20 protein-coding genes are annotated in these 23,600 nt (G+C 68.6%); 2 read left to right on the top strand and 18 right to left on the bottom strand.

Going from position 1 to position 23,600, the window contains the following annotated elements; all coding sequences use genetic code 11:
* Positions 1 to 18: 18 nt before the first annotated feature.
* Genes aztD through aztB form a run of 3 tightly spaced genes read right to left on the bottom strand, consistent with a single transcriptional unit; the run spans position 19 to position 4,141 of the window.
* Entirely contained in the window at positions 19 to 1,188 is a 1,170-nt protein-coding gene (gene aztD, locus ACYQ5L_RS13040; protein ID WP_459957605.1) for a zinc metallochaperone AztD, read from the bottom strand.
* A 35-nt stretch (positions 1,189 to 1,223) separates the two neighbouring features.
* Positions 1,224 to 2,147 carry a zinc ABC transporter substrate-binding protein AztC gene (gene aztC, locus ACYQ5L_RS13035; RefSeq protein ID WP_459957604.1) on the bottom strand — a complete coding sequence of 308 codons (924 nt, stop codon included), beginning with the start codon at positions 2,145 to 2,147 and terminating at the stop codon, positions 1,224 to 1,226.
* On the bottom strand, positions 2,144 to 4,141 hold the full coding sequence (gene aztB, locus ACYQ5L_RS13030) for a zinc ABC transporter permease AztB (protein ID WP_459957603.1): 1,998 nt from the start codon (positions 4,139 to 4,141) through the stop codon (positions 2,144 to 2,146). The genes aztC and aztB overlap by 4 nt, the downstream gene beginning before the upstream one ends.
* Positions 4,142 to 4,192: 51 nt before the next feature.
* On the opposite strand from aztB, the gene aztA reads away from it, so the two are divergent.
* Complete coding sequence (gene aztA / locus ACYQ5L_RS13025; RefSeq protein WP_459957602.1) at positions 4,193 to 4,888, top strand: zinc ABC transporter ATP-binding protein AztA; 696 nt, start codon at positions 4,193 to 4,195, stop codon at positions 4,886 to 4,888.
* A 68-nt stretch (positions 4,889 to 4,956) separates the two neighbouring features.
* On the opposite strand, the gene ACYQ5L_RS13020 is transcribed toward aztA, so the two are convergent.
* The 8 genes from ACYQ5L_RS13020 to ACYQ5L_RS12985 form a co-directional block, all read right to left on the bottom strand.
* Positions 4,957 to 5,706 carry an MBL fold metallo-hydrolase gene (locus ACYQ5L_RS13020; RefSeq protein WP_459957601.1) on the bottom strand — a complete coding sequence of 250 codons (750 nt, stop codon included), beginning with the start codon at positions 5,704 to 5,706 and terminating at the stop codon, positions 4,957 to 4,959.
* A gap of 96 nt (positions 5,707 to 5,802) precedes the next feature.
* Positions 5,803 to 6,378, bottom strand: a complete 576-nt coding sequence (locus ACYQ5L_RS13015; RefSeq protein ID WP_459957600.1) for a hypothetical protein — start codon at positions 6,376 to 6,378, stop codon at positions 5,803 to 5,805.
* A gap of 190 nt (positions 6,379 to 6,568) precedes the next feature.
* Positions 6,569 to 7,600 carry an esterase/lipase family protein gene (locus ACYQ5L_RS13010; protein ID WP_459957599.1) on the bottom strand — a complete coding sequence of 344 codons (1,032 nt, stop codon included), beginning with the start codon at positions 7,598 to 7,600 and terminating at the stop codon, positions 6,569 to 6,571.
* Positions 7,601 to 7,857: 257 nt separating this feature from the next.
* Entirely contained in the window at positions 7,858 to 8,793 is a 936-nt protein-coding gene (locus tag ACYQ5L_RS13005) for a glycoside hydrolase family 43 protein (protein ID WP_459957598.1), read from the bottom strand.
* Between the two features lie 8 nt (positions 8,794 to 8,801).
* Positions 8,802 to 9,347, bottom strand: a complete 546-nt coding sequence (locus tag ACYQ5L_RS13000) for a hypothetical protein (protein WP_459957597.1) — start codon at positions 9,345 to 9,347, stop codon at positions 8,802 to 8,804.
* A 303-nt stretch (positions 9,348 to 9,650) separates the two neighbouring features.
* The gene (locus tag ACYQ5L_RS12995) at positions 9,651 to 10,667 is read right to left on the bottom strand and encodes a GAF domain-containing protein (RefSeq protein WP_459957596.1); all 1,017 of its coding nucleotides are present in this window, start codon (positions 10,665 to 10,667) and stop codon (positions 9,651 to 9,653) included.
* A 15-nt stretch (positions 10,668 to 10,682) separates the two neighbouring features.
* The gene (locus ACYQ5L_RS12990) at positions 10,683 to 11,498 is read right to left on the bottom strand and encodes an SDR family NAD(P)-dependent oxidoreductase (RefSeq protein WP_459957595.1); all 816 of its coding nucleotides are present in this window, start codon (positions 11,496 to 11,498) and stop codon (positions 10,683 to 10,685) included.
* Between the two features lie 127 nt (positions 11,499 to 11,625).
* The gene (locus tag ACYQ5L_RS12985; protein WP_459957594.1) at positions 11,626 to 12,771 is read right to left on the bottom strand and encodes an acyl-CoA dehydrogenase family protein; all 1,146 of its coding nucleotides are present in this window, start codon (positions 12,769 to 12,771) and stop codon (positions 11,626 to 11,628) included.
* A gap of 324 nt (positions 12,772 to 13,095) precedes the next feature.
* Here ACYQ5L_RS12985 and ACYQ5L_RS12980 point away from each other — a divergent pair, with 324 nt between their 5' ends.
* A complete protein-coding gene (locus ACYQ5L_RS12980; protein WP_459957593.1) occupies positions 13,096 to 15,174 on the top strand; it encodes a M13 family metallopeptidase in 2,079 nt (692 codons plus the stop codon).
* Between the two features lie 15 nt (positions 15,175 to 15,189).
* Here the strand turns inward: ACYQ5L_RS12980 and ACYQ5L_RS12975 are convergent, their stop codons facing one another.
* From ACYQ5L_RS12975 to ACYQ5L_RS12945, 7 genes are all read right to left on the bottom strand, one after another.
* Positions 15,190 to 16,068, bottom strand: coding sequence for a lysophospholipid acyltransferase family protein (locus ACYQ5L_RS12975; RefSeq protein ID WP_459957592.1), 879 nt, complete (start codon positions 16,066 to 16,068; stop codon positions 15,190 to 15,192).
* An 80-nt stretch (positions 16,069 to 16,148) separates the two neighbouring features.
* Positions 16,149 to 17,891, bottom strand: coding sequence for an alpha/beta hydrolase (locus tag ACYQ5L_RS12970; protein WP_459957591.1), 1,743 nt, complete (start codon positions 17,889 to 17,891; stop codon positions 16,149 to 16,151).
* A 660-nt stretch (positions 17,892 to 18,551) separates the two neighbouring features.
* Positions 18,552 to 20,027, bottom strand: a complete 1,476-nt coding sequence (gene hflX, locus ACYQ5L_RS12965) for a GTPase HflX (RefSeq protein ID WP_459957590.1) — start codon at positions 20,025 to 20,027, stop codon at positions 18,552 to 18,554.
* Positions 20,028 to 20,089: 62 nt separating this feature from the next.
* Positions 20,090 to 21,007 (bottom strand): diaminopimelate epimerase, encoded by a 918-nt coding sequence (gene dapF / locus ACYQ5L_RS12960; RefSeq protein ID WP_459957589.1) that lies wholly within the window; start codon positions 21,005 to 21,007, stop codon positions 20,090 to 20,092.
* 5 nt (positions 21,008 to 21,012) lie between these two features.
* The gene (locus ACYQ5L_RS12955; RefSeq protein ID WP_459957588.1) at positions 21,013 to 21,828 is read right to left on the bottom strand and encodes a TrmH family RNA methyltransferase; all 816 of its coding nucleotides are present in this window, start codon (positions 21,826 to 21,828) and stop codon (positions 21,013 to 21,015) included.
* A 12-nt stretch (positions 21,829 to 21,840) separates the two neighbouring features.
* A complete protein-coding gene (gene miaA, locus ACYQ5L_RS12950) occupies positions 21,841 to 22,761 on the bottom strand; it encodes a tRNA (adenosine(37)-N6)-dimethylallyltransferase MiaA (RefSeq protein ID WP_459957587.1) in 921 nt (306 codons plus the stop codon).
* Complete coding sequence (locus tag ACYQ5L_RS12945) at positions 22,758 to 23,534, bottom strand: class III extradiol ring-cleavage dioxygenase family protein (RefSeq protein WP_459957586.1); 777 nt, start codon at positions 23,532 to 23,534, stop codon at positions 22,758 to 22,760. Before ACYQ5L_RS12945 ends, miaA begins: the two co-directional genes overlap by 4 nt.
* Positions 23,535 to 23,600: the final 66 nt, after the last annotated feature.

Genomic DNA, 23,600 nt, shown 5'->3' with positions numbered 1-23,600 from the left:
CCTTGCCGATCAGGGGCGTCAGTGTGCGATGACGCCGCTGATCTCGTTCACCGCGCCGGGCAGGGCGACGGTGGCCGTGATGGTGCCGGAGGTCAGGTCGACCTTGTGCACCTTGTTGGTCGCAGGTTCGGTGACATAGGCGTTGTTGTCGCGGACGAACAGGGCCGGGCGCGGGGACTGCCACTTCAGCGGCTCTTCCCAGGAGCCGATGACCGGGATGGTGCGGGTGACGGTTCCGGCTCCGGGGTCGATGACGTGGATCTTGCCGTCGGTGCCCAGGACCAGGGCTTCGCCGGCGGGGCCGCGACCGAGGGAGCGGAAGGTGTAGCTGGCTCCGCCGAGGTCGACCAGGCGCAGGGTGCCGGTGCGGGTATCGATCAGGGAGACCTGCCGGGGGCGTTCCAGTTCGGCGTCCTTGTCCTGCTTGTAGTCGCCGAGGACGATCGGGGAGATCTCGGTGCCGGCCTGGTTGCCGATGCGGCCGTAGGCGGTCGGACTGGTGACCTTGGTGATCTTGCCGTCGCGGTAGATGAGGGCGCCGGTCTGGCAGCCGACCACGATGGCCTCATCGGCGGCAATGGTTTCGCCGTGCACGCCGGGGCAGTCCTCGTTGCGGGCGATCTCCTTGCGGTCCTTGTCCAGAACCGCGATGCCGGTGCGCTTCTCCTCGGTGCCGAGGGTCACGAGCAGATTCCCGTTGGCGAGCTGCACGGCGACGCCGTGGTGGGGCGCGGCGGACTTGTAGGTGTCGGTCGGCGGCTTGCCGTCCTCGAGCGCGGCCGGGTCGAAGATGGTGACCTCGCCGCTGCCGTCGGCGAACAGCACGGTCTTGCCGGCATGGCGCACCACGTGTCCGGGCTTGGCGGCCGGGAATTCGATATCGGTGAATTCGCCGTGCACCGCGTCGAGCACCTTGAAGCCCTCGCCGTGGGTGACCATGACGTGGTGGTCGTCGCCGGCGGGGTTGAGGCGGTTGAAGCCGTCCAGCTTCAGGTCGGCCGCCTGGGCGAGGGTATCGCCGTCGAGCAGGAAGACGCCGCCGTCATAGGTGACCGCGAGCGGATTCGAGATCTCCTGGTGCCCGGACTCGTGGCCGGACTTGGAATCGTCTGCGCCACAACCGGTCACGGCCAGCAGGACGGTGGCGAGACCGGCCGCCGCCGTGGTGGCGTGCGAACGTAGTTGCATGTGCTGCTCCATCTCTCGTGCCCTCACGGCACACTTCAGGGTTTGGGCGCGGTGAGACCGCGCACGATGGCGTCGGTATTGGCGCGCATCATGTCGAGGTAGGTGCCGGCCCCGCCGCCGGGCGCGGTGAGCGACTCCGTGTGCAGGGCGATGACTTTCACGTGCAGCCCGACCTGATCGGCCAGCACCCGCGCGAGCTTGTCGGGCTGGGAGGAGTCGGCGAAGACCGCGTTCACCCCGGCCGCGCGAACGGCGTCGGCCAATCCGGCGAGATCGGTGGCGCTGGGCGAGGCCAGGGTGGTCCCGCTGGGGATGACGGCGCCAATCACGTCGAAACCGAATCGCTGTGCCAGATAACCGAATACGTGATGATTGGTGACCAGTTTGCGTTTCTCGGGCGCGATGGCGGCGAAGCGCTCGGTCATCCAGGTGGTGAGCTGGTCGATCTCGCCCAGGTAGCGGTCGGCATTGGCGCGCACCGCGGCGGCGTCGATACCGTTAATGCGGTCGACGACCTCGTCGCGGATCACCTCGACCGCGCGCCGCACCCGGACCGGGTCGGTCCAGAAGTGCGGGTCGGCGGTGGCCGCGTTCTCGATGGCCCGGTAGTTGATCGGATCGACGTGTTCACCGACGGCCAGCGTCGGTACACCCGCATCCGCGGCGGCGGCCACCGCGCGCCCGGCGCCCTCTTCGAGCCCGAGCCCGTTGTGCACCACCAGCCCGGCGCGTTCCAGTCCGGCGGCCTGCTGCGCGGTGAGCGCGAACTGGTGCGGATCGGCGTCGGGCGGCATGAGCACCGTCACCTCGGCCGCGGCGCCGACGATCGCCTTGGTGATGTCGCCGAGAATATTCGTGGTGACCATGATTTCGCCGCCGCGCCCGTCGCCGCCCGAACACGCGGTCAGCGACAGGGTCAGGGTGAGCGCCGCCAGGACGACTCTGATCGCGGTGCTCATCGGCCCGTCTCCACCAGGTAGCTCGGCGTGCTCTCGACCGGGAGCGTGCGGGCGGCACGCAGGTTGTCGCGGTAGTCGATCTCGTGCACGACCCGGGCTCGCGGGTCGTTGACGTAGGCGCGATTGGTGTCGATCTCGATCACCGGCGCGCTGCCGTCGGGAACGGGTCCGGACAGCACCGGCAATCGGCCGGTCGGCGCTCCCGTCGCGGGGTCGTAGCCGTGCAGGACGCCGTCGCGGGTCAGCACCAGCAGCGCGGACCCTTCACCGGCCGTATTCGCCGACACCGCCGGGCCGGATTCCACCAAAGTCCATGTCCTGGCGCGGATATCGAGCACCCACACGCCGCGCGCGCCCGCCGGAGCGACCAGCGTGGTGCTGCCCGGCCGGTGCGCGAAAGCGGCGGCGCGCTCGCCGTCCGGAACCGGTTGCGGATACGGGATCTTGGCCGCCGCGAAACCGTCCTCGGTGTGCGAGACCACGAGCGCCCCATCGGCGCAACCGAACACGACCCCTCGTCGCGTGACCGCCGATCCACGCGGGACCGGGCAGGATTCGCCCAGGGCACGCACGGCCGCGTCGTCACGGTCGCGGATCTCCGCCCGGCCCGAATCCGTCCGGACCACCACGAGTTTCTCGGCGTAGGGCACGACGAGACCGTCGACCACCCGCTTCTCGACAACCTGGCCCGCATCCAGCGCGACCCGATCCAGCAGCGCCGTCCGAGCGCCGAACTGCACGGCGGTCAGCGCCACATCACCGTGCACCGCGGTCACCCCGGTGCGGGCGAGCGTGCCGATCTCCCGGGGCGTCGTGCGGTAGTAATGCATGTGATCGCCGTGATCGACCACCCACGCGCCGGCATCCACCACATGCACGCGCGCACCCGCGCTGACATAGGCGTACCGGTTGTCACGGGCAATGCCCTCCACACCCGGCAGCGCGCCGAGGTCGGTGACCTGCTCGGTGATCAGATCGAGGATCTGGATCCGCCCGGTTTCCTTGTCGGCCAGCGTGACTCGCGGCTGTTCCTCCGCCGCCTCCGCCGCACCGGGCACATACCCGTGCGGCACGTCCTCGGCCTTCTCCTCCTCGGCCGGGCCGCAGCCGGCCAGCGGCAGCACGATCGCCGCAATGGACAGCGCGACAACGGTATTCACCCCTCCCCCGCACAACCGCACGCGCTCGCGCAGCCAGGCGGCGATCATGGAGACGAAGAACAGCCCGACCGCGATCACCGCGATACTCGCCCCGGCCGCCGTCCCGGCATGCCAGGACACCAGCAGTCCGGCCACGGTCGAAAAGCACCCGAGCGCGCCCGCCAGCGCCATGATCACCGGAATCCGGTTGGCCCACACCGCGGCTGACGCGGGCGGCGCGATGAGCAACCCGAACACCAGCAGTGTCCCGACCAGATGGAACGACGCCACAATGGCGAGCGTCACCAGCCCCAGCAGCGCCGCATGCGCCAGTTGCGGCCGCAGTCCGAGCGTGTGCGCCTTGCGCGCATCGAAGGCCAGCGCCACGAAAGCCCGATGCCCCAGCACCGCGATCACCCCGGCCAGCACCACCGCGACCGCCAGATACACCAGGTCCCGCGTCCGGATGGCCAGCACGTCCCCGAACAGGAACCCGGTCACATCCACCGCGAACGATCCGGACCGCGACACGATCAGCACACCCAGCGACAGCATCCCCACGAACAGCAAGCCGATGGAGGTGTCCGGCGAGAACCGCGGATTGCGTCCCAGCGCCGACACCCCCCACGCCATGGCCGCCGCACTGAAAGCCGCCCCCAGCAACAGATTCCCGCCCAGCAGCGAGGCCAGCGCCACTCCCGGCAGCATCCCGTGCGCCATGGCGTCCCCCAGAAATGCCATGCCCCGCACCACAACCCATGTTCCGGCAATGGCGCAGACGCAGGAAACGAGCAGACCACCCCACAGCGCGCGCTGCACGAAACCGACCTCGAAGGGGGTCATGAGCCATTCCATGGGCCGGGACGATATATTGAAAATGAATTTCAATACAAGTGAGGTGATGAGGTGCACAACCGGACAAACCCGGCACTACGAATCCACCGGATGTGCGCCGCCTACGCGGGCCGCACCGTACTGCACGAGGTCACGGCCGAGATTCCGGCCGGCCGGGTGACGGCCGTGGTGGGCCCGAACGGATCGGGCAAATCCACCTTGCTCAGCACGCTCGCCGGGGTCATCACCCCCACGTCCGGGACGATCGAACATGCCGGAAGCCGCCGACCGGCATTGGCCGTCCAACAGGCCAGCGTTCCGCCGACGCTGCCGATCACCGTCCGCGAGACCGTGGCCATGGGCCGCTGGGCCGAGCGCGGGCCGTGGCGGCGGCTGACCCGGGCCGACAAGGCCATCGTGAACCACTGCCTGGAGCGCATGAACATCGCCGATCTCGCGCACCGCCCCCTGACCGCGCTGTCGGGCGGCCAGCGTCAACGCGCCTTGCTCGCACAGGCTCTCGCCCAGGAATCGGACCTGCTGCTGCTCGACGAACCGGCCACCGGACTCGATGCGGATGCCCAGCGCGAGATCGCGGCGGCCCTGCACGCGGCCGCCGCGAGCGGCGTCACCGTCGTGCACGCCACCCACGATCGCGAGGCCGCGCTGCGCGCCCACCACCGGCTGACCCTGCGCGACGGCCGGCTCACGGAATCCGACGAACCGACCGCGGATCAGCGGCTCCGGGAAGGCACGCAGGTGCCGTGAAACCCATTGCGGCAGTTCCGTCCGTTTCGATGCGCAAGCGCCGGACGCGGACCGTAGGCGCCCGGCACCTACTCCGTATCCCGGTCCTGGAGTAGCGAATTCGCGAGCACGGCTACCGGTTGCCGGGCGACCCGGCCGTGTCCGGGCACCAGGATCTCGGCATCGTAGGCGGCGAGGGAGCGGGCCGCGGCGCGGGCGCCCTCCTCGTCGTGATTGAACACCGTGGGCAGCACCTGCGGCCCGTCGTGCGCCGCGATGGGGTGCCCGGTCACCAGGGTGTCACCGCTGAAAAGCACCTTCTCCGAAGGCATCAGGTAGGCGGTGTGACCGATGGTGTGGCCCGGCGTCGGAATGGCGACGAAGCCGCCGGGCAGCTGCGCCAGCACCGATTCCTCGGCGGCGGTGGCCGTCGGCACCTTGGTGGTGAGCCCGCCCTTGACCGCCCATGCGGTCTGCATCACCCATTTGGCCCCGCCCGGAACGAACAGCTGCTCGAGCATCTCGACGGGGGTGATCTGCTGCTGGAAGTCGCGGTGCGCGTGCGGAACCTCGGCCGCCCCGGTGTAGACGGGCATGCCGACCGTCTCGACCAGCAGCGGAATCCCGCCCATGTGATCGAGATGCGCGTGGGTCAGCAGCACCGCCGCGATATCGGCGATGTCGTGCCCGATCTGCCGCACCGAGGCGAGCACATCGTGTGCGTCGGAGGGGTATCCGGCGTCGACGACCGTCACTCCGGAATCACCGGTCACCAAGGCCCAGTTCACATTCGTCCCGGCGACGGCGTACACCGACTCCGATACCTGCTCGATCCGCATTGTCACGCCCTAGAGTCGAATCCTGCCCGCTCGTACTCCGAACAGGATAGGTCGGCGGCGGCGCGCCGAATAACCTTGCGATCGAGCGCGTATCACTCAGGCCAGTGCGAAGGTGAGCAACCGGGCGGGTCCGCCCGGCTCCCGCGACCACGAGTAGCCGAACCACACGCCCGGCGTGATCTCCCGAATCTCGTCGTACAGTTGCGGACTCGGCGACGGCCGATAGTCCAGCACCCAGGCCGGGCCGCCGTCCAGCAATGCCGGACCGCGGTACACGTCGGCGGGCCAGCCCTCGATTCCGGCTCCGGTGATCCGGTTCATCAGATAGCCGCCGTCGGGGCCGGTGTAGAAGGTCTTGCCGATCCAGAGCGCCGGCGCCCACGCCTGCATGTCGACCGGCCGGATGACCCACCCGTTCTTCACGCCCACGGGCACCGCGCCGGGCGAGGCATCGCGGAAGAGGGCGTCCTGCTGCGCCGGATTGCACCGGAAGCGCAGGGAATCGATGGTCGCCGCCGGATTCCCGCTGTACAGCACGCAGCCGCCGCCGTAATCGGCGTCGGCATGAGCGGCGGGCGTGGCCAGTGGGCCGAGCGCGAGTGCGGCCCCGAGTCCCGCGGCAGCGATCCACCGCACCGGGGCAGAGAGACGAGCTTTTCGACTGGTACGCATCTGGGGCCTCCAGGGACAACCCCGACCTACCCGCGATGCTAGTTCGCTATCAGTTGACCGCCTCGAACCGTCACCAAACCGCAACTACTCGGCAAACTGACCGTCCGGCACCCGCCGCACGGCAGCACGCCGACCGGCATCGAGAATCCGCCCGTCGCCTCGGGGCGCCGGGCGGATTCGGGCGTCCTGCTCAGAGCAGCCAGGGGTTGGCGGAGCAGGTCAGGGTGGGGTGGGCCACCGGGTCGAGGGCGTTCAGCGCGATGGACAATCCCCGCGGGGAGTAGACCATCGAGTTGTGGTCGGAGGTGTCCTGGCCGCAACCGTCCTGCAACAGAACGTCGTTCACGGTCGCGCCGGGCCCGGCGTCCAGGTAGGTGCGGCTGTACGGGCTGGACACCTCGTCGTACTGGTCGGCCACAATGGTGTAGTCGATGCCGGGCATGGTGTCGCCGTCCGCATTGAGCCTGGTGAGCAGCGGCGATCCGATGAGCTGCTCGACACCCGCCTGGCCGATGAGGTCCGCGGTCGGGTTGGTCAGATCCACGCCCAGGGCGCCGCCCAGCGGGCCGAGCAGACTGCCCAGACCACTGAGGGTGGTGCCGTGATTCGTTGCGCCATAGGTGATCACGTGATTCACCTTGTTGCGCGACGGGTCGCCGGCATCCGCGCCGCCGTGGAATTTCAGGTACTCGCGGATCACCACGCCGCCCTGGGAGTGGCCGATGGTGTCGACCTGGCTCGCGCCGGTGGCGGCCAGCACCCGGTCGACGAAGGCGGCCAGCTGGCCCGCGGACTCGTCGATATCGCCGGTGGCGCCGATGGTGGGCTGCACCAGTCCGGCTCCGGGCGCATTGGCGCGACCGTAGTTGAAGGTGAACACGCAGTACCCCGCCTTGGCCAGCTCCGGCGACATGTACGAGTACGCGCCGAACGCGCTGGCCCAGGTGCCGTGCACGAGCACGACCGGGCGGGGATGGGCCGCATCGGGCTTGCAGTCCCAGTTGTTGGATCCCTGCGGCGCCGCGTCGGGATTGGCGAGCCCGTAGACGAAGGCCGCCGCCTCGTCGGTCAGCTCGGGCCCGTAGCCGACGGTGTCGGAGGAATGCGTGTCCGCCGCCGGGCCGGGATCGGCGACGGCGACCCCGGTGGTCAATGCCGCGGCGATGAACGCGGCTGCCGTGACCACTGCCGCGCGGCGCGGCGAACGCAGGATTCTGTTCATTTCGAGCTGCTCCCTGGAGCGAGAGTGCTATGGGCACACAGTGAATGGGATCGGCTGCCGCACCACCTCGTGCGATCAGCTGAGGCAAACGCTAGAACTCATTTGCCGAAAATTCGCCGTGTGCACTGTCACGCCGAGAGAGGAAAGCCCGGCCGCCGAACAGGAACGGCCGGTCGCCGCAGGGAAAAACTGAGTCGGCTCAGATTTCGGTCATAGTTTGTTCACCTGCGATTTCCTTCGTTCGACCATGCCGAATCTCAGCCGTTGTGCGCCGCGCCCGCACCCCGCGATTCGGCCAGCACCGTGAAATGCCGGACGGTGCCGGACAGGCCCGGGAGCTCGGCGGGCGGCGTCCAGGTCCGGAAATCGTCGTGGCTGTCGCTGTAGAAATACTTGCCGTCGTTGTAGGCGTCGAAGAAGATGCGCCAGCCCCCGTCCGGCAATCGGATGACGGACTGCCCCTCGCGCGGCGTCCCCCATCCGGCCCAATCATCGGTCTGCACAAAGGAATACCGGCCGGCGAGCTGCTCGGCCACGGCGAGCTCCAGATACTTGGTGCTCTCGTTCTTGGTGAAGGCGTAATACTTGCCCAGGTGATGCACCACGGTGGTGTCGATATAGCCGTAGCTCACCTCGTCCTTCGCCGCCAGCCCCGCCATCGGCGTGAGCGGCGTCCACGACCGCAGCTCGGCATCGGTGGCCGTCATCAGGTGCGGGGTGAACCGATACCCGTCCGACAGCGAGACCACCACATTGATCTCCCCATTGGGGTCCGCGAACCATTCCGGAGCCCAGGTCGAGGTCACACCGGGCACCTTCACCTGATAGTCGTAGAGGTGCGTCCAGTTGATCCGGTCGTCACTGCGCGCGAACCCGATCGTCTGCCCTTCCCACCCGGTCGTATAGGTGAGGTAGAAACGCCCGTCCCGGTGCCGGATCAGGCTCGGATCCCGCAGCAATCCCCCCGGCGGCGTGTACGCCGGACCCCGCACCGGCAGGAATGTGGTGGCATCCGTGGATTCGTAGACATACAAATCGGTTTCACTGGCATTGGTGAATGCCGTCATGGTGTACCGCACGCTCGGCTCCACCGCCGGAGCGGCCGTCGGCGCCCCAGCCGCCCGTCCGGACACGAGAAAGGGCAATGGCAGCCCCGCCGCCAGAGCCAGCACGGATCTTCGGCTCAGTTCCACCCGTCGAATTATCCGGCGACCATTCGCCGAGAGATTGCCGACACACCGGACAACCTCCATTGCGACGTCGTCGCCAATCGTTTCCGAATATCCGCGATCACACTCTCCGGCAAGCCGATCGCCTCGCCCAGCTTCCGGTCCGACCATGCCGGATAGAAGGCGAGCGCGCGCTCGGCGGCGGCTTTGCGGTCGGAGGTGGTCAGTGGCAGGCCGTGCGCATTGTTCAGCTGCACCGCCAGCAGGAGCGCTTGACCATCGTCGCCGTCGAAGTAGACCGCGTCGATCCACTGCGCGCCGCAGGCTTGCGCCGCCCGCACCCGATGCAGGCCATCGATGACCGTCATCCGCGGGCGGTGCACGACTATCGGCGGCAGCGCCGCCGCGACATCCGAGAGTGCGTCGATATGCCGTCCGACTTCACCTGATTTCCGGACCATGCTCTCGATATGCAATCGGTACAAAGGAATTCGCACGAATGCCGAGGGAAGCGTATCGAGAACAGGGTGGTTCGCCGCCTGAGGGAGAGCCCTCCGCGTCTTCGCCCATCCGAGCATGACTGCCGTCCTCCTACGCCGAGCAGCCCTGCCACCCGGGCCAACGCCGTCAGCGTTGCGGGCAGGGCTTGTCAACGACGCGCCAGGCGGCATCACGGAGGATCACCGACAAGATTCCCGCTCACGCGGGTGCGTACCGGTCGCACTCTAATGATCCGGCGTCCCGCCTTCAAGCGAGCAAATCCATTGTTGTACTGCGTCTTTCACAGCCAGCGGCGGTGACCTGGGGTGCGGATTCAGCCGGTGTTACCAATCCGACAAACATTTCCGATGGTCTGTTTGCTGACCGCGCCGAATCACCCGTCAGCCGGCCTCCGGCCCGTCGGCTTCGCGGACCGTGACCAGCGCGGCGGTGGTGTACTGATCGAGCGCCATGAGGACGGCGCGGGCATGGACCGGTTTCCAGCCGCCGTCGAGTGTCCGGAGGCGAAGTCGCCCGGCGGTGCGGGTGTGGGCGAGGTCGCGGCTCATGGTCTTCGCCGCCGTGATGTCGTCCGGATGGATTGCCGGCTCGGGTTCCCCGGCCAGGGCCTGCCACGCGATCTCCGGCATGGCGGGCCCCATCCAGCGCAGCAGCCGCAAGGTGCGCAGGTCGACGATGGCCCGGAACTCGCCATCGGCCGCGGCCGCGTCGAGCACGCGGTGCTCGAGAATCACCGGCGGCGGCGCGGCGCTGATATCGGTCGCGTCGCCGATATCGTGGGTGACCCCGCGCAGGAGCACTTCGGATTCCCCTGTGGCACTGCGTTCTTCGAGCATCCGGCAGGAGAAGTGCGCCGCGCGCAGGGCCCCGTCGTCACGGCGGACGGTCCACACCGCCTGGTGTTCGGTGCCCGGCGCCGACCTGACCACCTTGGCCAGCGCGTCCGACTCGTCGCTATTGGTGATGACGCGGGTGAACACGCCCGCGATGGCGTGCTCACGGGCCCGCTGCTCCGGGGGTACGCCGTAGAGGTCCAGCAGATCGTCGGAGCGGGTGGACTTCGAGGTGGAAAGGTTGAAGTACCACGCCCCCACCGGATCTCGCGGCGGAACCTGCTCCTCGACCGGCCCCGACCACACCAGGATCGCGTGCATGCGCTCGGATGTGATCAGCCTCGGCACCGTCACGGTGCGGCGGCGCCCGTCATCGCTGAGCATCTCCACCGGCGCCAGCGTGTCGGCGGTCGCCGCTATTGCCCCACGAATCGTCGCCAGCGTCTCACGATGCCGGAAGAGCTGCGCCAGCGGAATGAATTTCCTTGGCGCACTGCCGAGTCCGATTACCGTGGGCTCGCCGCCGCCGAAGGTCTCGATCAGCAGCCACCGTGTGCCAGCCATCGCCGTATGCCCCTCTTATCCCCTGATCACAAGCCGAATCAGCCGCTCGTACTGACCGCCTGCCATCCGGGCGGCGGTATCGGCGAGGATCGCGTCGGGCCCTATCAGAACACGACTCCTCCCCTGTGCGATACCGCGCAGGATGATTCGCGCGGCCTGCTCCGGGTGGGTGCGTGCCACATGGCGGTCGAAACGAACCGCCGCCCGATGCGCGTCGACCCCCGCGGCCGACAGCGCCGACCACGCGATCCCGGTCTTCACCCCACCCGGATATACACAGGTCACAGCCACCTGGGGATGCTCACGCAGTTCCGACCGCAGCGACTCGGTGAATCCCCGGATCGCGAACTTGGCCGCGGTGTACGGTGCCGCCCCGCTGAGCCCGATCAGTCCGTACGCGGAGGAAAGATTCGCGATCCGCCCCCGCGACGACTGCACGACCGCCGGCAGGAACGCCTTCGTACTCGCCACTGTCGCACCGAAATTCGCCCGCATCACCGCATCGAAATCGGCCGGCGCCGACTCGGCCACACCACCGTAGTACAGCCGTCCCGCATTGTTGATCAGAAAATCCACCCCGCCGAACCGCCCGCCGACCTCCCCCGCCACCTCGCCCATTCGCGCGGCGTCGGCGGCATCGGCGACCAACCCGACACCCTCCCCGCCGCCGCGCCGCACCTCCTCCACCGCCTCCCCCAGCGCTTCCCCATCGATATCCACCAGCGCCACCGATGCCCCCGCCCGCGCCAGCCGCACCGCGAGCTCACGCCCGATCCCGGCCCCCGCCCCGGTGACAACCGCGATCCCGCCCGCATAAAAACTACGATCCATGCCGTCGAGTCTGCCCACCCACCCGGCTTCGCGCGACATACGCTCTGCGCCAACCCATCCCGATTGTCGGATACTCGCAGGCGGCCGGAACGATCCGGCCGCCTCCGAGCGGGAAAGCCGACGCCCGTCAGGAGAGTTTCAGGCTGCGCCCGATGATCTCCTTCATGATCTCGGTGGTGCCGCCGTAGATGGTCTGCACGCGGGCGTCCATGTAGGCCTTGGCGATCGGGTATTCGCGCATGTAACCGTAGCCGCCGTGCAGTTGCAGGCACTTGGTGATGAGGTCGAGTTGCTCCTCGGTGCTCCACATCTTGGCCATGGCGGCTTCCTCGGCGGTGAGCTTGTCCTGGTTGAGCAGTTCGATGCAGCGGTCGGTGAAGACGCGGACGGCGGTGGTCTTGGTGGCCAGTTCGGCCAGCACGAAGCGGGTGTTCTGCTGGGCGCCAATGGGTTTGCCGAAGGCCTTGCGGTCGCGGACGTACTGGATGGTGGTCTCCAGGCAGCCCTCCATGGCGGCGGCGGCCATGACGGCGATGGACAGGCGCTCCTGGGGCAGGTTCTGCATGAGGTGGATGAAGCCCTGGCCCTCGGTGCCGAGCAGATTCTTGCCGGGGACGCGGACATCGGTGAAGGACAGCTCCGCGGTGTCCTGCGCCTTGAGGCCGATCTTGTCCAGATTGCGGCCGCGTTCGAAGCCGGGCATGCCGCGTTCGACGACGAGCAGGGAGAAGCCCATCGCGCCCTTCTCGGGATCGGTCTGGGCGACCACGATGACGATATCGGCGTTGATGCCATTGGTAATGAAGGTCTTGGCGCCGTTGAGGATCCAGTCGTCGCCGTCGCGTACCGCGCGGGTCTTGATGCCCTGCAGATCCGAGCCGGTGCCGGGCTCGGTCATGGCGATGGCGGTGATGATCTCACCGGAGCAGAAGCCGGGCAGCCAGCGCGCCTTCTGCTCCTCGTTCGCCAGCTCCAGCAGGTACGGCGCGATGACATCGTTGTGCAGACCGAAGCCCAGGCCGGAGTACTGGCCCTTGGTGGTCTCCTCGGTGACGACGGCGTTGTAGCGGAAGTCCTTCACCCCGCCGCCGCCGAATTCCTCCGGCACGGCCATGCCGAGGAAGCCCTGCTTACCGGCCTCCAGCCACACCGCGCGATCGACGATGCCCGCCTTCTCCCACTCCTCGTGGTGGGGCGCCACATGCTGATCGAGAAACTTTCGGAACGACTCCCGGAAAAGATCGTGTTCGGGTTCGAAAAGAGTGCGCTCCACGCCAACCTCCTGAAGTGACCACATCGGCACATCGCCTATGCCCCATACCGTACACGGAACCCGAATGGTCGTTCACTTCGAATCACCGGAAACCGCCCCGAACTGGGAATCTTCTCGGGCCACCCACCCGGAACACCATCTGAACCCGAGTAAACCTACTCGATAGTCGGGAGGTATCGGAGGAGACGGCCGCGCCGACTCGCACGGGCGATGGCTCGGGGAGGCGTCAGGGTGATGTTCAGGGGCCGGATCCCCCCACAGGCGCATCGATGATCATCACGCAGCGCGATCACGCGCCGGTCCCGGTCCCGTAGCGTCGCGAATATGACTGGGAGCGAACGCAATACGGGAGACGAACGCACTGCCCACGGCCGGTTCGACCGGCGCCGGTTCCTGGCCGGGACCGCCGCGGTCCCGCTGGTCGTCGCGCTGGCGGCGTGCACGACGGACAGCGCGCCCGCACCGGCCACCGGCCCCGATCTGACGGGCATGGACCCGGCCGTCCGCCCGCAGGACGACCTGTACCGCAATGTCAACGGCGCCTGGCTGCGCGACTTCCAGCTGCCCCCGGACAAACCCTCCTACGGGGCCTTCGAGGAACTCGTCGACCACAACGAGCAGCGGTTGAGGACCGTGCTCGAATCCCTCTCCGAGGCCGCGCCCGGCACCGACGAGCAGCGGTTGCGCGATATCTACGAGGGCTTCCTGGACAGCGCCGCGCTCGACCGGGCGGGCATCGCGCCGCTGGCGGATCTGCTGGGCGAGATCGAGCAGGCGGGCACCCGCACCGACCTCGCGCGCATCGCCGGCGGGCTGACCACGCTCGGGGTTCCCGCGCCCTTCCAGCTGTGGATCTGGCCCGATCGCATGGATTCGACCCGGCATCGGCCGTCTCTGATGCAATCCGGACTCGGCCTGCCGGACGAGTCCTACTACCGGGAACCGCAGTACGCCGAACTGCGCGAGGCCTACCGCACCTATCTCGAGCGCATCGCCCAGGCGGCCGGGATACCCGCCGCAGACGAGGTCGCGGCCCGGACGCTGGAGTTGGAGACCCGCATCGCCGCCGGGCATGTGGACCTGCCGCGCTTGATCGAATCGCTGTCGTCGTATCACCCGTACGAGTGGCGGCAGCTGGCCGAGCTGGCGCCGGGATTCGAGTGGGACGCCTGGCTGTCCGGATTGACCGATCGCCCAGGGGATTTCGGCACCGTGATCGTGGACCAGCCCGGTTACGCCACCGTCCTCGCCCGCGTCTGGGCCGAGACCGATATCGCCGTCTGGCGGGACTACCTGCGGCTGCGGCTCATCGCGCGCTATGCGCCCGCCCTGGCGAAACCCTTCGCCGACGCCCACTTCGACTGCTACGACAAGGCCATGCACGGCACCCGGGAGCAGCCGGAGCGCTGGCGCGGGGCGGTCCGGATCGTGCGGGAGCGACTCGGCGACGCCCTCGGCCGCCAGTACGTGGACAAGTACTTCCCGGACAGCACCAAGAAGCTCGTCGAGGAGCTGGTGCGGGATCTGCTCGCCGCCTACCGGACCGCGCTGTCGGAGACGCCGTGGATGTCCGAGGCCACCCGTCGGGCCGCGGTCGCCAAGGTGGACAAGGTGGTCGCGGTGACCGGCCACCCGGAGCGATGGCGCGACTACTCCGGCCTGAGCGTGCCGCGCGACTCGCTCATCGCCGCCCTGCGCGCCGTCGACAGCCATGAATTCCGCTGGGAGCTGGGCAAACTCACCCGCCCCGCCGACCGCGCCGAATGGTCGATGATGACGCCCTCGGACGTGAACGCCAGCTACAGCTGGGAACTCAACCGAATTCTGCTGCCCGCGGGCATTCTGCAACCGCCGTTCTTCGATCCCGACGCCGAACCGGCCGTCAACTACGGCGGCATCGGCATGGTCATCGCCCACGAAATGGGCCACGGCTTCGACAGCGGCGGTTCGAAATACGATGCCGACGGCACCCTGCGCGACTGGTGGACGCCGCAGGACAAGGCCGCGTTCGAGGCCAAGACCAAACTGGTGATCGAGCAATACGATCCGCTCGTCCCGGAAGGGCTGACACCCGAACAGCACGTCGACGGCGAGCTCACCGTCACCGAGAACCTCGCCGATCTGCGCGGCCTCACCACCGCGCTGGCCGCATTCCGGCTGGCCGAACAGCGCCGCGGCGTGACCGATCCCGACTATCGCCCGCTGTTCCTCGCCTACGCCCGCATGTGGCGGCACGCCGCGACCGACGAATACACCGCCAGCATGGTGGCGCTGGACTCGCACTCCCCCGCCGAGTTCCGCGTCAATCAGGTGGCCCGCAATATGCCCGAGTTCCACACCGCGTTCGGAGTCCAGCCCGGCGACCGCATGTATCTGGCCCCCGACCTGCGCGTCACCATGTGATCGGGGGCCCGGGTCCTACCAGCCGACGGCGGACAGGGTGCGGCCCAGCAGGCTGCGCCCGCGGTCCTTGTCGCGCTCGGCGAGCAGGAAGTCGAGTTCGCCTTCGAGGGCCTTGCGGACCACCGATTGCAGTTCGAGCGCGGCCTCTTCCGGATCGGCCGCATCGCGCCACGGGCTGGTGTCGATGGGCGTGCCGAGGGAGTAGTAGAAGCGCTCGGGCTTGGGCAGCAGGGTGGGGCCGACGCCGCGAATGAGCGGGGGCGTGAGGTTGGCGCGCAGGCCCAGGCCGACGACGAGGCTGCGCAGCGGGCGCATGACCGGGTCGTCGCCGTCGAAGATGATGTCGTAGATATCGTCGCCGCCGATCATGGCGGTGGGCACGATGGGCGCACCGGTTTCGATGGCCATGCGGGCGAAGCCGGTGCGGCCCTCCCACAGCAGCTTGTACTTCTGGCCCTTGCCGCGCATGGCTTCCCGGCCGCCGCCGGGGAACACCGCCACGGCCTCGCCCTGCCGCAGCAGCGTGGTGCAGTTGTGCCGGTTGCCGCGCACGATTCCCAAGCGGTGCAGGGCATCTCGCAGGCCCGGCACGTCGATGAGCACGTTCTCGGCCAGCCCCCGCACCAGCCGATCGCGTCGGGCGAGCACCTCGGCCGCGAGCAGCGGCGCATCGGTGCCGCCGGCGAGGGTGTGATTGCCGACCAGCAGCACCGGACCGTCGGCCGGGATATTGTCCATGCCGTAGAAGCGCGGACTGAACCAGGCGCGCGAGGGCGCCGTCAGCACGGTGATGATGCGCCGATCGGTATCGGTCAACTCGACATGCAGCGGCGCGCCATCGGTGAGCCGCTGCGGAGTCTCATTTGCGGACGACGGATTGTCGGTTCGAGTCAAGACACACCCTCCCTGCACTGAATTCGATAACGGCATCGTAACGAAATTCAGTGCGGGGCACCGACTGTGGGTGGCGCAGCCTACTTGTGGGCTATCTCCCAGTCCGAATCCTCATTGAGGGCCTGGCGAATCCGGTCCTCCAGGTCCTGGCTCCACTCCGGCGGCGGGGCGACCGCCTCCCAGCCGTCCAGCACCAGCGTGCCGTAGCGGTGACCGTGGCCCGAGGGGACCTTCTGGGCGTGCGCGAGATCGGCGCTCACCTGCCAGAAGGTGACGATGGGCCACCAGCGCATGGACTTCGAGACATCGGGGCCGCGCGGTTCGGCGAGCCAATCGGGTTGTTCGAAAAGCAGATCCGGGGACCACCAGACAATGGGGTCCGAGGCGTGCTGCAAATAGACGATGCGCGGTTGCAGCCACGTGCTCGGCGGTCGCTCGAGATCCGCGGCGTCGGCGGCGAAGCGCACGATGAGGCCGTCGGCATAAATGGGGAGAATCTCCGGGGTACCCGGATCGCGGCGCACCTCGAGAGAACTCCAGATGCGATTGGAATTCGGCGGGCCGACCCACAGGACGCCGTCGACCAGCGAGCGAATATCGTCGAGGCCGGTGAAGGCGCCTTCCGAGCCTTGCGAACCCAGGCTTTCGCCGTAGACGAGCAGCTTCGGGCGGGCGTCCGGGGGCAATTGCGCCCAGCGGGCATGCACCGCGTGCACCAGCAGCCGGCCCGCCTCCGTGGCCTTGTTCTTGTCCGACAGGAAGGACAGGACGCTCGGGAGGTACGAATACTGGGTGGCGGCGATTGCGGTATTGCCGCCGTACATGAATTCGATGGCCTCGGCGGTGGTCGAATCCACCCAGCCGGTGCCGGTGGTGGTCACGAGTACCAGGACTTCGCGTTCGAATGCCTTGGTGCGGTCCAATTCGCGGACTACGAGATTGGCGATGTCCTCGGGGGTCGGGGCCGATTGCAGACCGGCGTAGACGCGGATCGGATCCAGTGCGGGTTTGCCGGTGACCTGTGCGATTCGTTCCTTGGTCGGGACGAAGGAGACGAACCAGCGGCCCTCCGAGCCCAGGGTGTCCCAGGGGGCGAGTGACTCGGGACTGCCCGACCGTTCGGGCAGCCGCGGCTGCTGCGCCGCCGCCGAGGTGTGACCGTTTCGCAGGCTGAACGCTGAATTGGCCGCGTCGAAGAATACTTTCACCAGGACGCCCTGGAACAGCAGGACGGCGGCCACGGCGACTATGACGACGGCGGTGGGTACCGCCACCACTCGCGGGAGGCGCCAGCGGATATTCAGGACCCGGATCGCCGACCGCAATGCCCAGCGCACCACGCGGAACAGGCCGACCACGAAGGCGACCGTCGCGGCCGCGATCAATTCGGTGCGGAGATATCCGGAGGTGGTGGTCGGGTCCATTCCCATGAGGACTTCGAGATCACGCTGCCAGCGGGCGGAGCGCGCCAGAATGATTGCGGCGCCCACGATGCAGCCGAGGACGATGACCGCCTTGATGGCATCGCGCACGCCTTGCGGCTGGTTCTCCAGAGCCGCCACCCGGGCGGGCGTCTCCGGCAGTCGCGGCCGGACCCACCGCCGGAAGGCCCACGCCAGGACACAGCCGACGCCGTATCCGATGGCGGCGGTGACGCCGCTGACCAGGCCCTGGAAGATCCAGCTGCGTGGCAGCAATGACGGGGAGACGGACCATGCGAAGAAGATGGCCGCTACCAGCAGGCCGAAGTAGTTCGGGCGCACGGCGGTCTCGGCGGCTCGCAGTGCCGCCAAGAGGCGAGCAGACAATGCGGGTTCAGCCATTAGGCGAGTGTTACCCGATATTTGCCGGTGGGAGGACAGTGACACACCACTGGAATCTGATCAGGGACGCTCGTGGCTGTGTTTAATTGCCTCCGCTTCGCTCCGGCGGGGTTCGGGGCCTGACAGTCTCGATTTTTCCCTCCCTCCGCGCACGCCGGAGCTCCTCCGCTTCGCTCCCCCGCTCCGACGCACGCTCCACTCAGTCCAAAATCGAGACGGCCCCGAACCCACACAGCGAGTGCACCAACTGTCATCCCTACAGTTAATAGACAGTTCGCCTGCGGCGGACCAACACACAAGCACACAAGCCGGAGACCCGACCAGCTGGTGACCCGGACCAGCCGACAATCGCACCGGCAGGCGACCACACCAACTCGCGACCACACCAACTCGCGACCGCACCCACTGGCGACCACACCGGCAGGCGACCACACCAACTCGCGACCGCACCCACTGGCGACCGCACCAGCAGGCGACCGCACCGGCAGGCGATCGGACCGACTGGTGACCGGACCGACTGGTGACCGGACGGGGTGGCGACCACACCAACTCGCGACCGCACCCGCTGGCGACCACACCGGCAGGCGACCACATCAGCCGGCGATCGGACCGGCAGGCGATCGGACCGGCAGGCTGGTGGGCCTCCACCTCGTGTGTTGCTTACTCGACCGGGTCCGATCCCGCGTGGGCGTACTCGGCCAGTGGGCCTGCCAGCGAGCGGGGGACGCGGGCGCGGACCAGGGTTCCGGACTCGTCGTGGTCGGAGCTGATGATGCGGCCGTCGGCGTGGATTCGGGCCAGCAGGTCGCCGCGGGTGTACGGCAGCAGGACGCTGACCTCGACGTCCAGGCCGCCCAGGACGTGGTCCAGGCGGTCGCGGAGTTCGTCGATGCCCTGACCGGTGCGGGCCGAGACGAAGACCGCGTCGGGGAGCCAGCCGCGGATCTCGGTGAGTTCCATGGGGTCCAGGGCGTCGATCTTGTTGACTACCAGGAGCTCCGGCGGGGCCTGGGTCTTGGTTTCGCGGAGGACGTCGGTGATGACCTCGCGCACGGCCTTGATCTGCTCGCCGGGGAGGGGGTCGGAGCCGTCGACGACATGCAGCAGCAGGTCGGCGCCGGTGACCTCTTCGAGGGTGGAGCGGAAGGCCTCGACCAGCTGCGTGGGCAGATGGCGGACGAAGCCGACGGTGTCGGTGAACACGACCTCGCGGCCGTCCTCCAGGGCGGACTTGCGGGTGGTCGGATCCAGGGTGGCGAACAGGGCGTCCTGCACCAGGATTCCGGCATTGGTCAGGGTGTTCATCAGGCTCGACTTGCCGGCATTGGTGTAGCCGACAATGGCGACCTGCGGAATACCGCTGGAGGTGCGGCGGGCGCGCTTGGTGTCGCGGGCCGTTTTCATCTCGCGGATTTCCCGGCGCAGCTTGGCCATTCGCTCGCGGATGCGGCGGCGGTCGGTCTCGATCTTCGTCTCACCGGGACCACGCAGACCCACACCGCCATTGCTGCCGGCACGACCACCGGCCTGCCGGGACATGGACTCACCCCAGCCGCGCAGGCGCGGCAGCATGTATTCCATCTGGGCCAGGGACACCTGGGCCTTGCCCTCACGCGAGGTGGCGTGCTGGGCGAAGATGTCCAGGATCAAGGCGGTACGGTCGATGACCTTGACCTTGACGACCTTTTCCAGCGCGTTGAGCTGGGCGGGGGTCAGTTCACCGTCGCAGATGACGGTGTCGGCTTCGGTGTCGAGGACCACGCCGCGCAGTTCGTCGGCCTTGCCGGAGCCGATGTAGGTGGCCGGATCGGGCTTGTCGCGGCGCTGGATCAGGGCATCGAGGACCTGGGAACCGGCGGTCTCGGCGAGCGCGGCCAGCTCGGACATGCTCGCCTCGGCCTGTGCGGCGGTGCCTTCGGTCCAGACGCCGACCAGCACGACTCGCTCCAGTCGCAGCTGCCGGTACTCGACCTCGGTGATATCGGTGAGTTCGGTGGACAGCCCGGCCACGCGGCGCAGCGAACTGCGCTCCTCGAGCTGCATTTCGCCGACCGTGGGCGCCGTGGACCAACCGGTCCCGGCGTCGTCCTCGAGCTCCTGGGCGGGAGTGAACTCGTACGTTTCTGATTTACTCATACGCCTCCATGGTCCCACGGACCAACGAGAAGGCGCATTCGGTTATTTCTGGGCGTGCCCGCTCAGGCGTCCTGCCACCATTTGGCGGCAATCCGGCCGGTGGCCACCAGCACCGAGGGGCCGCGCAGGAAGGCGGTGCCGTGCTCGATGCTCACCGTGACCTCACCGCCGGGGATGCGGACCTCCACGTGCCCGGTGTCGGCGGCCAGATCGAAGCCGTCGCGCAGCAGGGCTGCCGCCGCGGCGGCGACGGTTCCGGTTCCGCAGGAACGGGTTTCGCCGACGCCGCGCTCGTAGACGCGCATGTCCACGCCCTTGCGGCCGTCGGAGCCGACGGTCAGGGCGGTGAGGATCTCGACGTTCACGCCGTGCGGGAACAGGCTGTGGTCGAAGCCGGGCATGCGGGTCAGGTCCAGCGCCGCCAGCTCCTGCGGGGTGAGGGTGGGGTCCACGCAGGCCAGGTGCGGATTGCCGACATCGATGCCGACACCGGTGAACTGCCGGCCGTCGACCGCGGCGGTGGAATCGCCCAGCACCGTGACCGTGCCCATGGTGTTGGTGACCTCGCCGTGCACCGGATCGGCATGGTGGACGACCACCGGGCGGGCCCCGGCGCGGCTGCCGACGACGAACTCCGTGCGCTCTTCGAAACCGTTCGCCACCAGGTAGTGCGCGAACACGCGCAGCCCATTGCCGCACATCTCGGCGATGGAACCGTCGGCATTGCGGTAGTCCATGAACCAGTCCGAGGCGCTCACGCCCTCGGGAAGCGCTGCGATGGCACCGTTTTCGACCAGCGCCCCGGCGCGAGCCACCCGCAGCACGCCGTCGGCGCCGAGCCCGCGCTGGCGATCGCACAGCGCCGCCACCCGCGACTCGGTCAGCTCCAGCCACGCATCCGGATCCGGCAGAATCACGAAATCGTTCTGGGTGCCGTGCCCCTTGGTGAATTCGATATCCGCCGCGCGCTCGTTCTCCATAGTCCTCACCGTATCGCCCGGCGCTGCCGGGAAATCTCGTAGAGCGCCACCGCCGCCGAGGACGGCGCGCCCAGCGTGCCATCGGTCGGGATGCACACCAGCTCGTCGCACGCCTGCTGCCAGGCGGGGGCGAGCGTCTCACTGTCGTCGCCGAGGACCAGGACGGTGGCGCCGCCGAATTCGAAATCGTCGAGGGCGATACCGCCGTGGTCGTCACTGCCGACGATACGGGTGTCGATACCGCGGCCGCGCTGGCGGTCCCGGAACGCGCTCACCTGCGCGGGACCGGAGGCGCGCAGGATGGGGACGGCGAACAGCGCGCCATCGGAGACGCGTACGCACTGCGGGTCGTAATGGTCGGCGCCGGCACCGGTGATGATCACCCCGCCCGCGCCGAAGGCGACCGCGGAACGGATGAGCGCGCCCAGGCCCGCGGCCGAGGCGGGCCGGTCGATGACCACGACCGTGGGCGGCTCTTCCGGTGCGCCGGGGGCGAAGTCGTCGAGTTCCGCGCGCCGGGTCATGGCCACGGCCACCAGTTCCGGCACCGGCTCGGCGGGTTCGGACAGCTCGGCCATGACCTCGGGCACCAGCCCGACGCGGGGCACGCCGCTGGAGTCCAGGATCTCCCTTGCCCACGCCGACGGCTCGGGCGTGCCCAGCCGGTAGACGAGGGTTTCCAGCGGCCACCGGTATTCCAGCGCCCGGGTGATGGGCCGCCTGCCGTGCACCAGGAACCGTTGATCGCGGAGGCGTTTGGCCCGGCTGTTCAGATATGCCTGCCAAACCTGGACCGAGGCGGTGTTCGAGCGGCGTGCCACTGCGCGGATGTCCTATTCGTCCCTCGTCGTCGAGGAGCCGATGAGCGCCAGCGCCGTCTCCGCCAGCTCGGGATCGGCGCCGTCCACCCATCGCACCCGCTGATCCCGGCGGAACCACGAGCGCTGTCGTCGAACATAGCGCCGTGTGCCGATGAAGGTGCGCTCCTGTGCTTCGTTCAGGTCGTATTCGTTATCGAAGTGGGCGAGGACTTGTGCGTAACCGATAGCGCGACGGGCGGTTTGGCCTTCCAGCAAGCCCTGGCCGATGAGCGTGCGCACCTCGTCGAGCAGACCGGATTCGAACATCTTCGCGGTGCGCAGTTCGATGCGGGCATCGAGTTCGGCGGTCTCGCGGTCGACGCCGACAATGACCGTGCCCCAGCGGGGTTCGCCGATCTGGGGGGCGGAGGCGGCGAAGGGCTTGCCGGTCAGCTCGACCACCTCGAGGGCGCGCACCATGCGGCGGCCGTCGGTGGGGAGGATGGTGGCGGCGGCGACCGGATCGGCCTGCTTCAGCGCCTCGTGGACGATCACCACACCGCGCTCGGCGAGCAGCGCCTCCCATTTGGCGCGCACGGCGGGGTCGGTGGCCGGGAAGTCCCAATCATCCAGCAGCGCTTGCACGTACATCATGGAGCCGCCGACGATGACGGGCGTGTGACCGCGCGCCATGATCGCCTCCACATCGGCGCGGGCGGCGGCCTGATACGCGGCGACGGTGGCGGTCTCGGTGACATCGAGGACGTCGAGCTGGTGATGCGGAATGCCGCGGCGTTCGGAGACCGGGAGTTTCGCGGTGCCGATGTCCATGCCGCGATACAGCTGCATGGCGTCGATGTTCACGATCTCGCCGTGCAGGCGTTCGGCCAGATCCAGGGCCAGATCCGACTTTCCGGTGGCGGTGGGGCCGACCACCGCGACGGGGGTGGTCACGCCGCGCCTCCCGGACGCCACACGCTCACGTGGTAGCCGACGCCGAAGGGGGCTGCGGCATAGAGGGTTTCGACCTGCGGATCGGCGGCATCGGCGTCGAAGAGCCCGGCCAGGATCTGATAGGCGGGGCGGCCCGCCACAGCCAGTTCCGCGCACAGTCGGGGATCCAGGGCCGCGAGGGCCCGCCGGTCCCCCGCCGTCAGCGCCCGGTCGATCTCCGCCTGCACGGACTCGGCGCGCTCGTCGAAGTAGCGCGGGGCCTTGAGCGACAGGGTCGCCGCGCCGTCGCCGACGACGAGCACCGCGCACGGCTCGGTCTCGGCATCGAGTTCGCCACGCAGCCGCGCGCCGAAGGTCAGGCAGTCCGCGGGCGAGGTCGCGGCGTCGATCAGGCGTGCCTCGGCGACAGCGTCCGGGGCGACCTGCTCACGCAACCACCCGGCGATCAGCACCGGCAGCGGCAGCTCCGGATCGGCGGCCTCGGCGACAGCAGTGACCGAATTGTTGCTATCGCCGCCAAATTGGAATGTTCCGGACAAACCAATACGAATATCGGCGCCGTATCCCCGGAATGTGCCGACCGCATCCGCACCGATCACGCGATTCGCCTCGTCCGTGCCGATCACGATCCACCTGGTCGCGCGCCCGGAAAGCGCCTTCGCGGCCTGCAACGCGGCCGCGCGCACCCGGGTCACCTCACCGTCGCCGGCCGCGCCCCCGAGTTCGGGTACCAGCACGGGCGGCGAGGGAACCAGCGACGCAACACAGAACACGCCGTCAACCGTAGCGCTAACGCACCTCACCAGCCCCACCCCGCCCGAACACCGCGCCGCCGAGGT

The sequence above is a fragment of the Nocardia sp. IFM 10818 genome, assembly GCF_054655275.1.
This window is presented reverse-complemented; position numbering and strand designations above follow the sequence as displayed.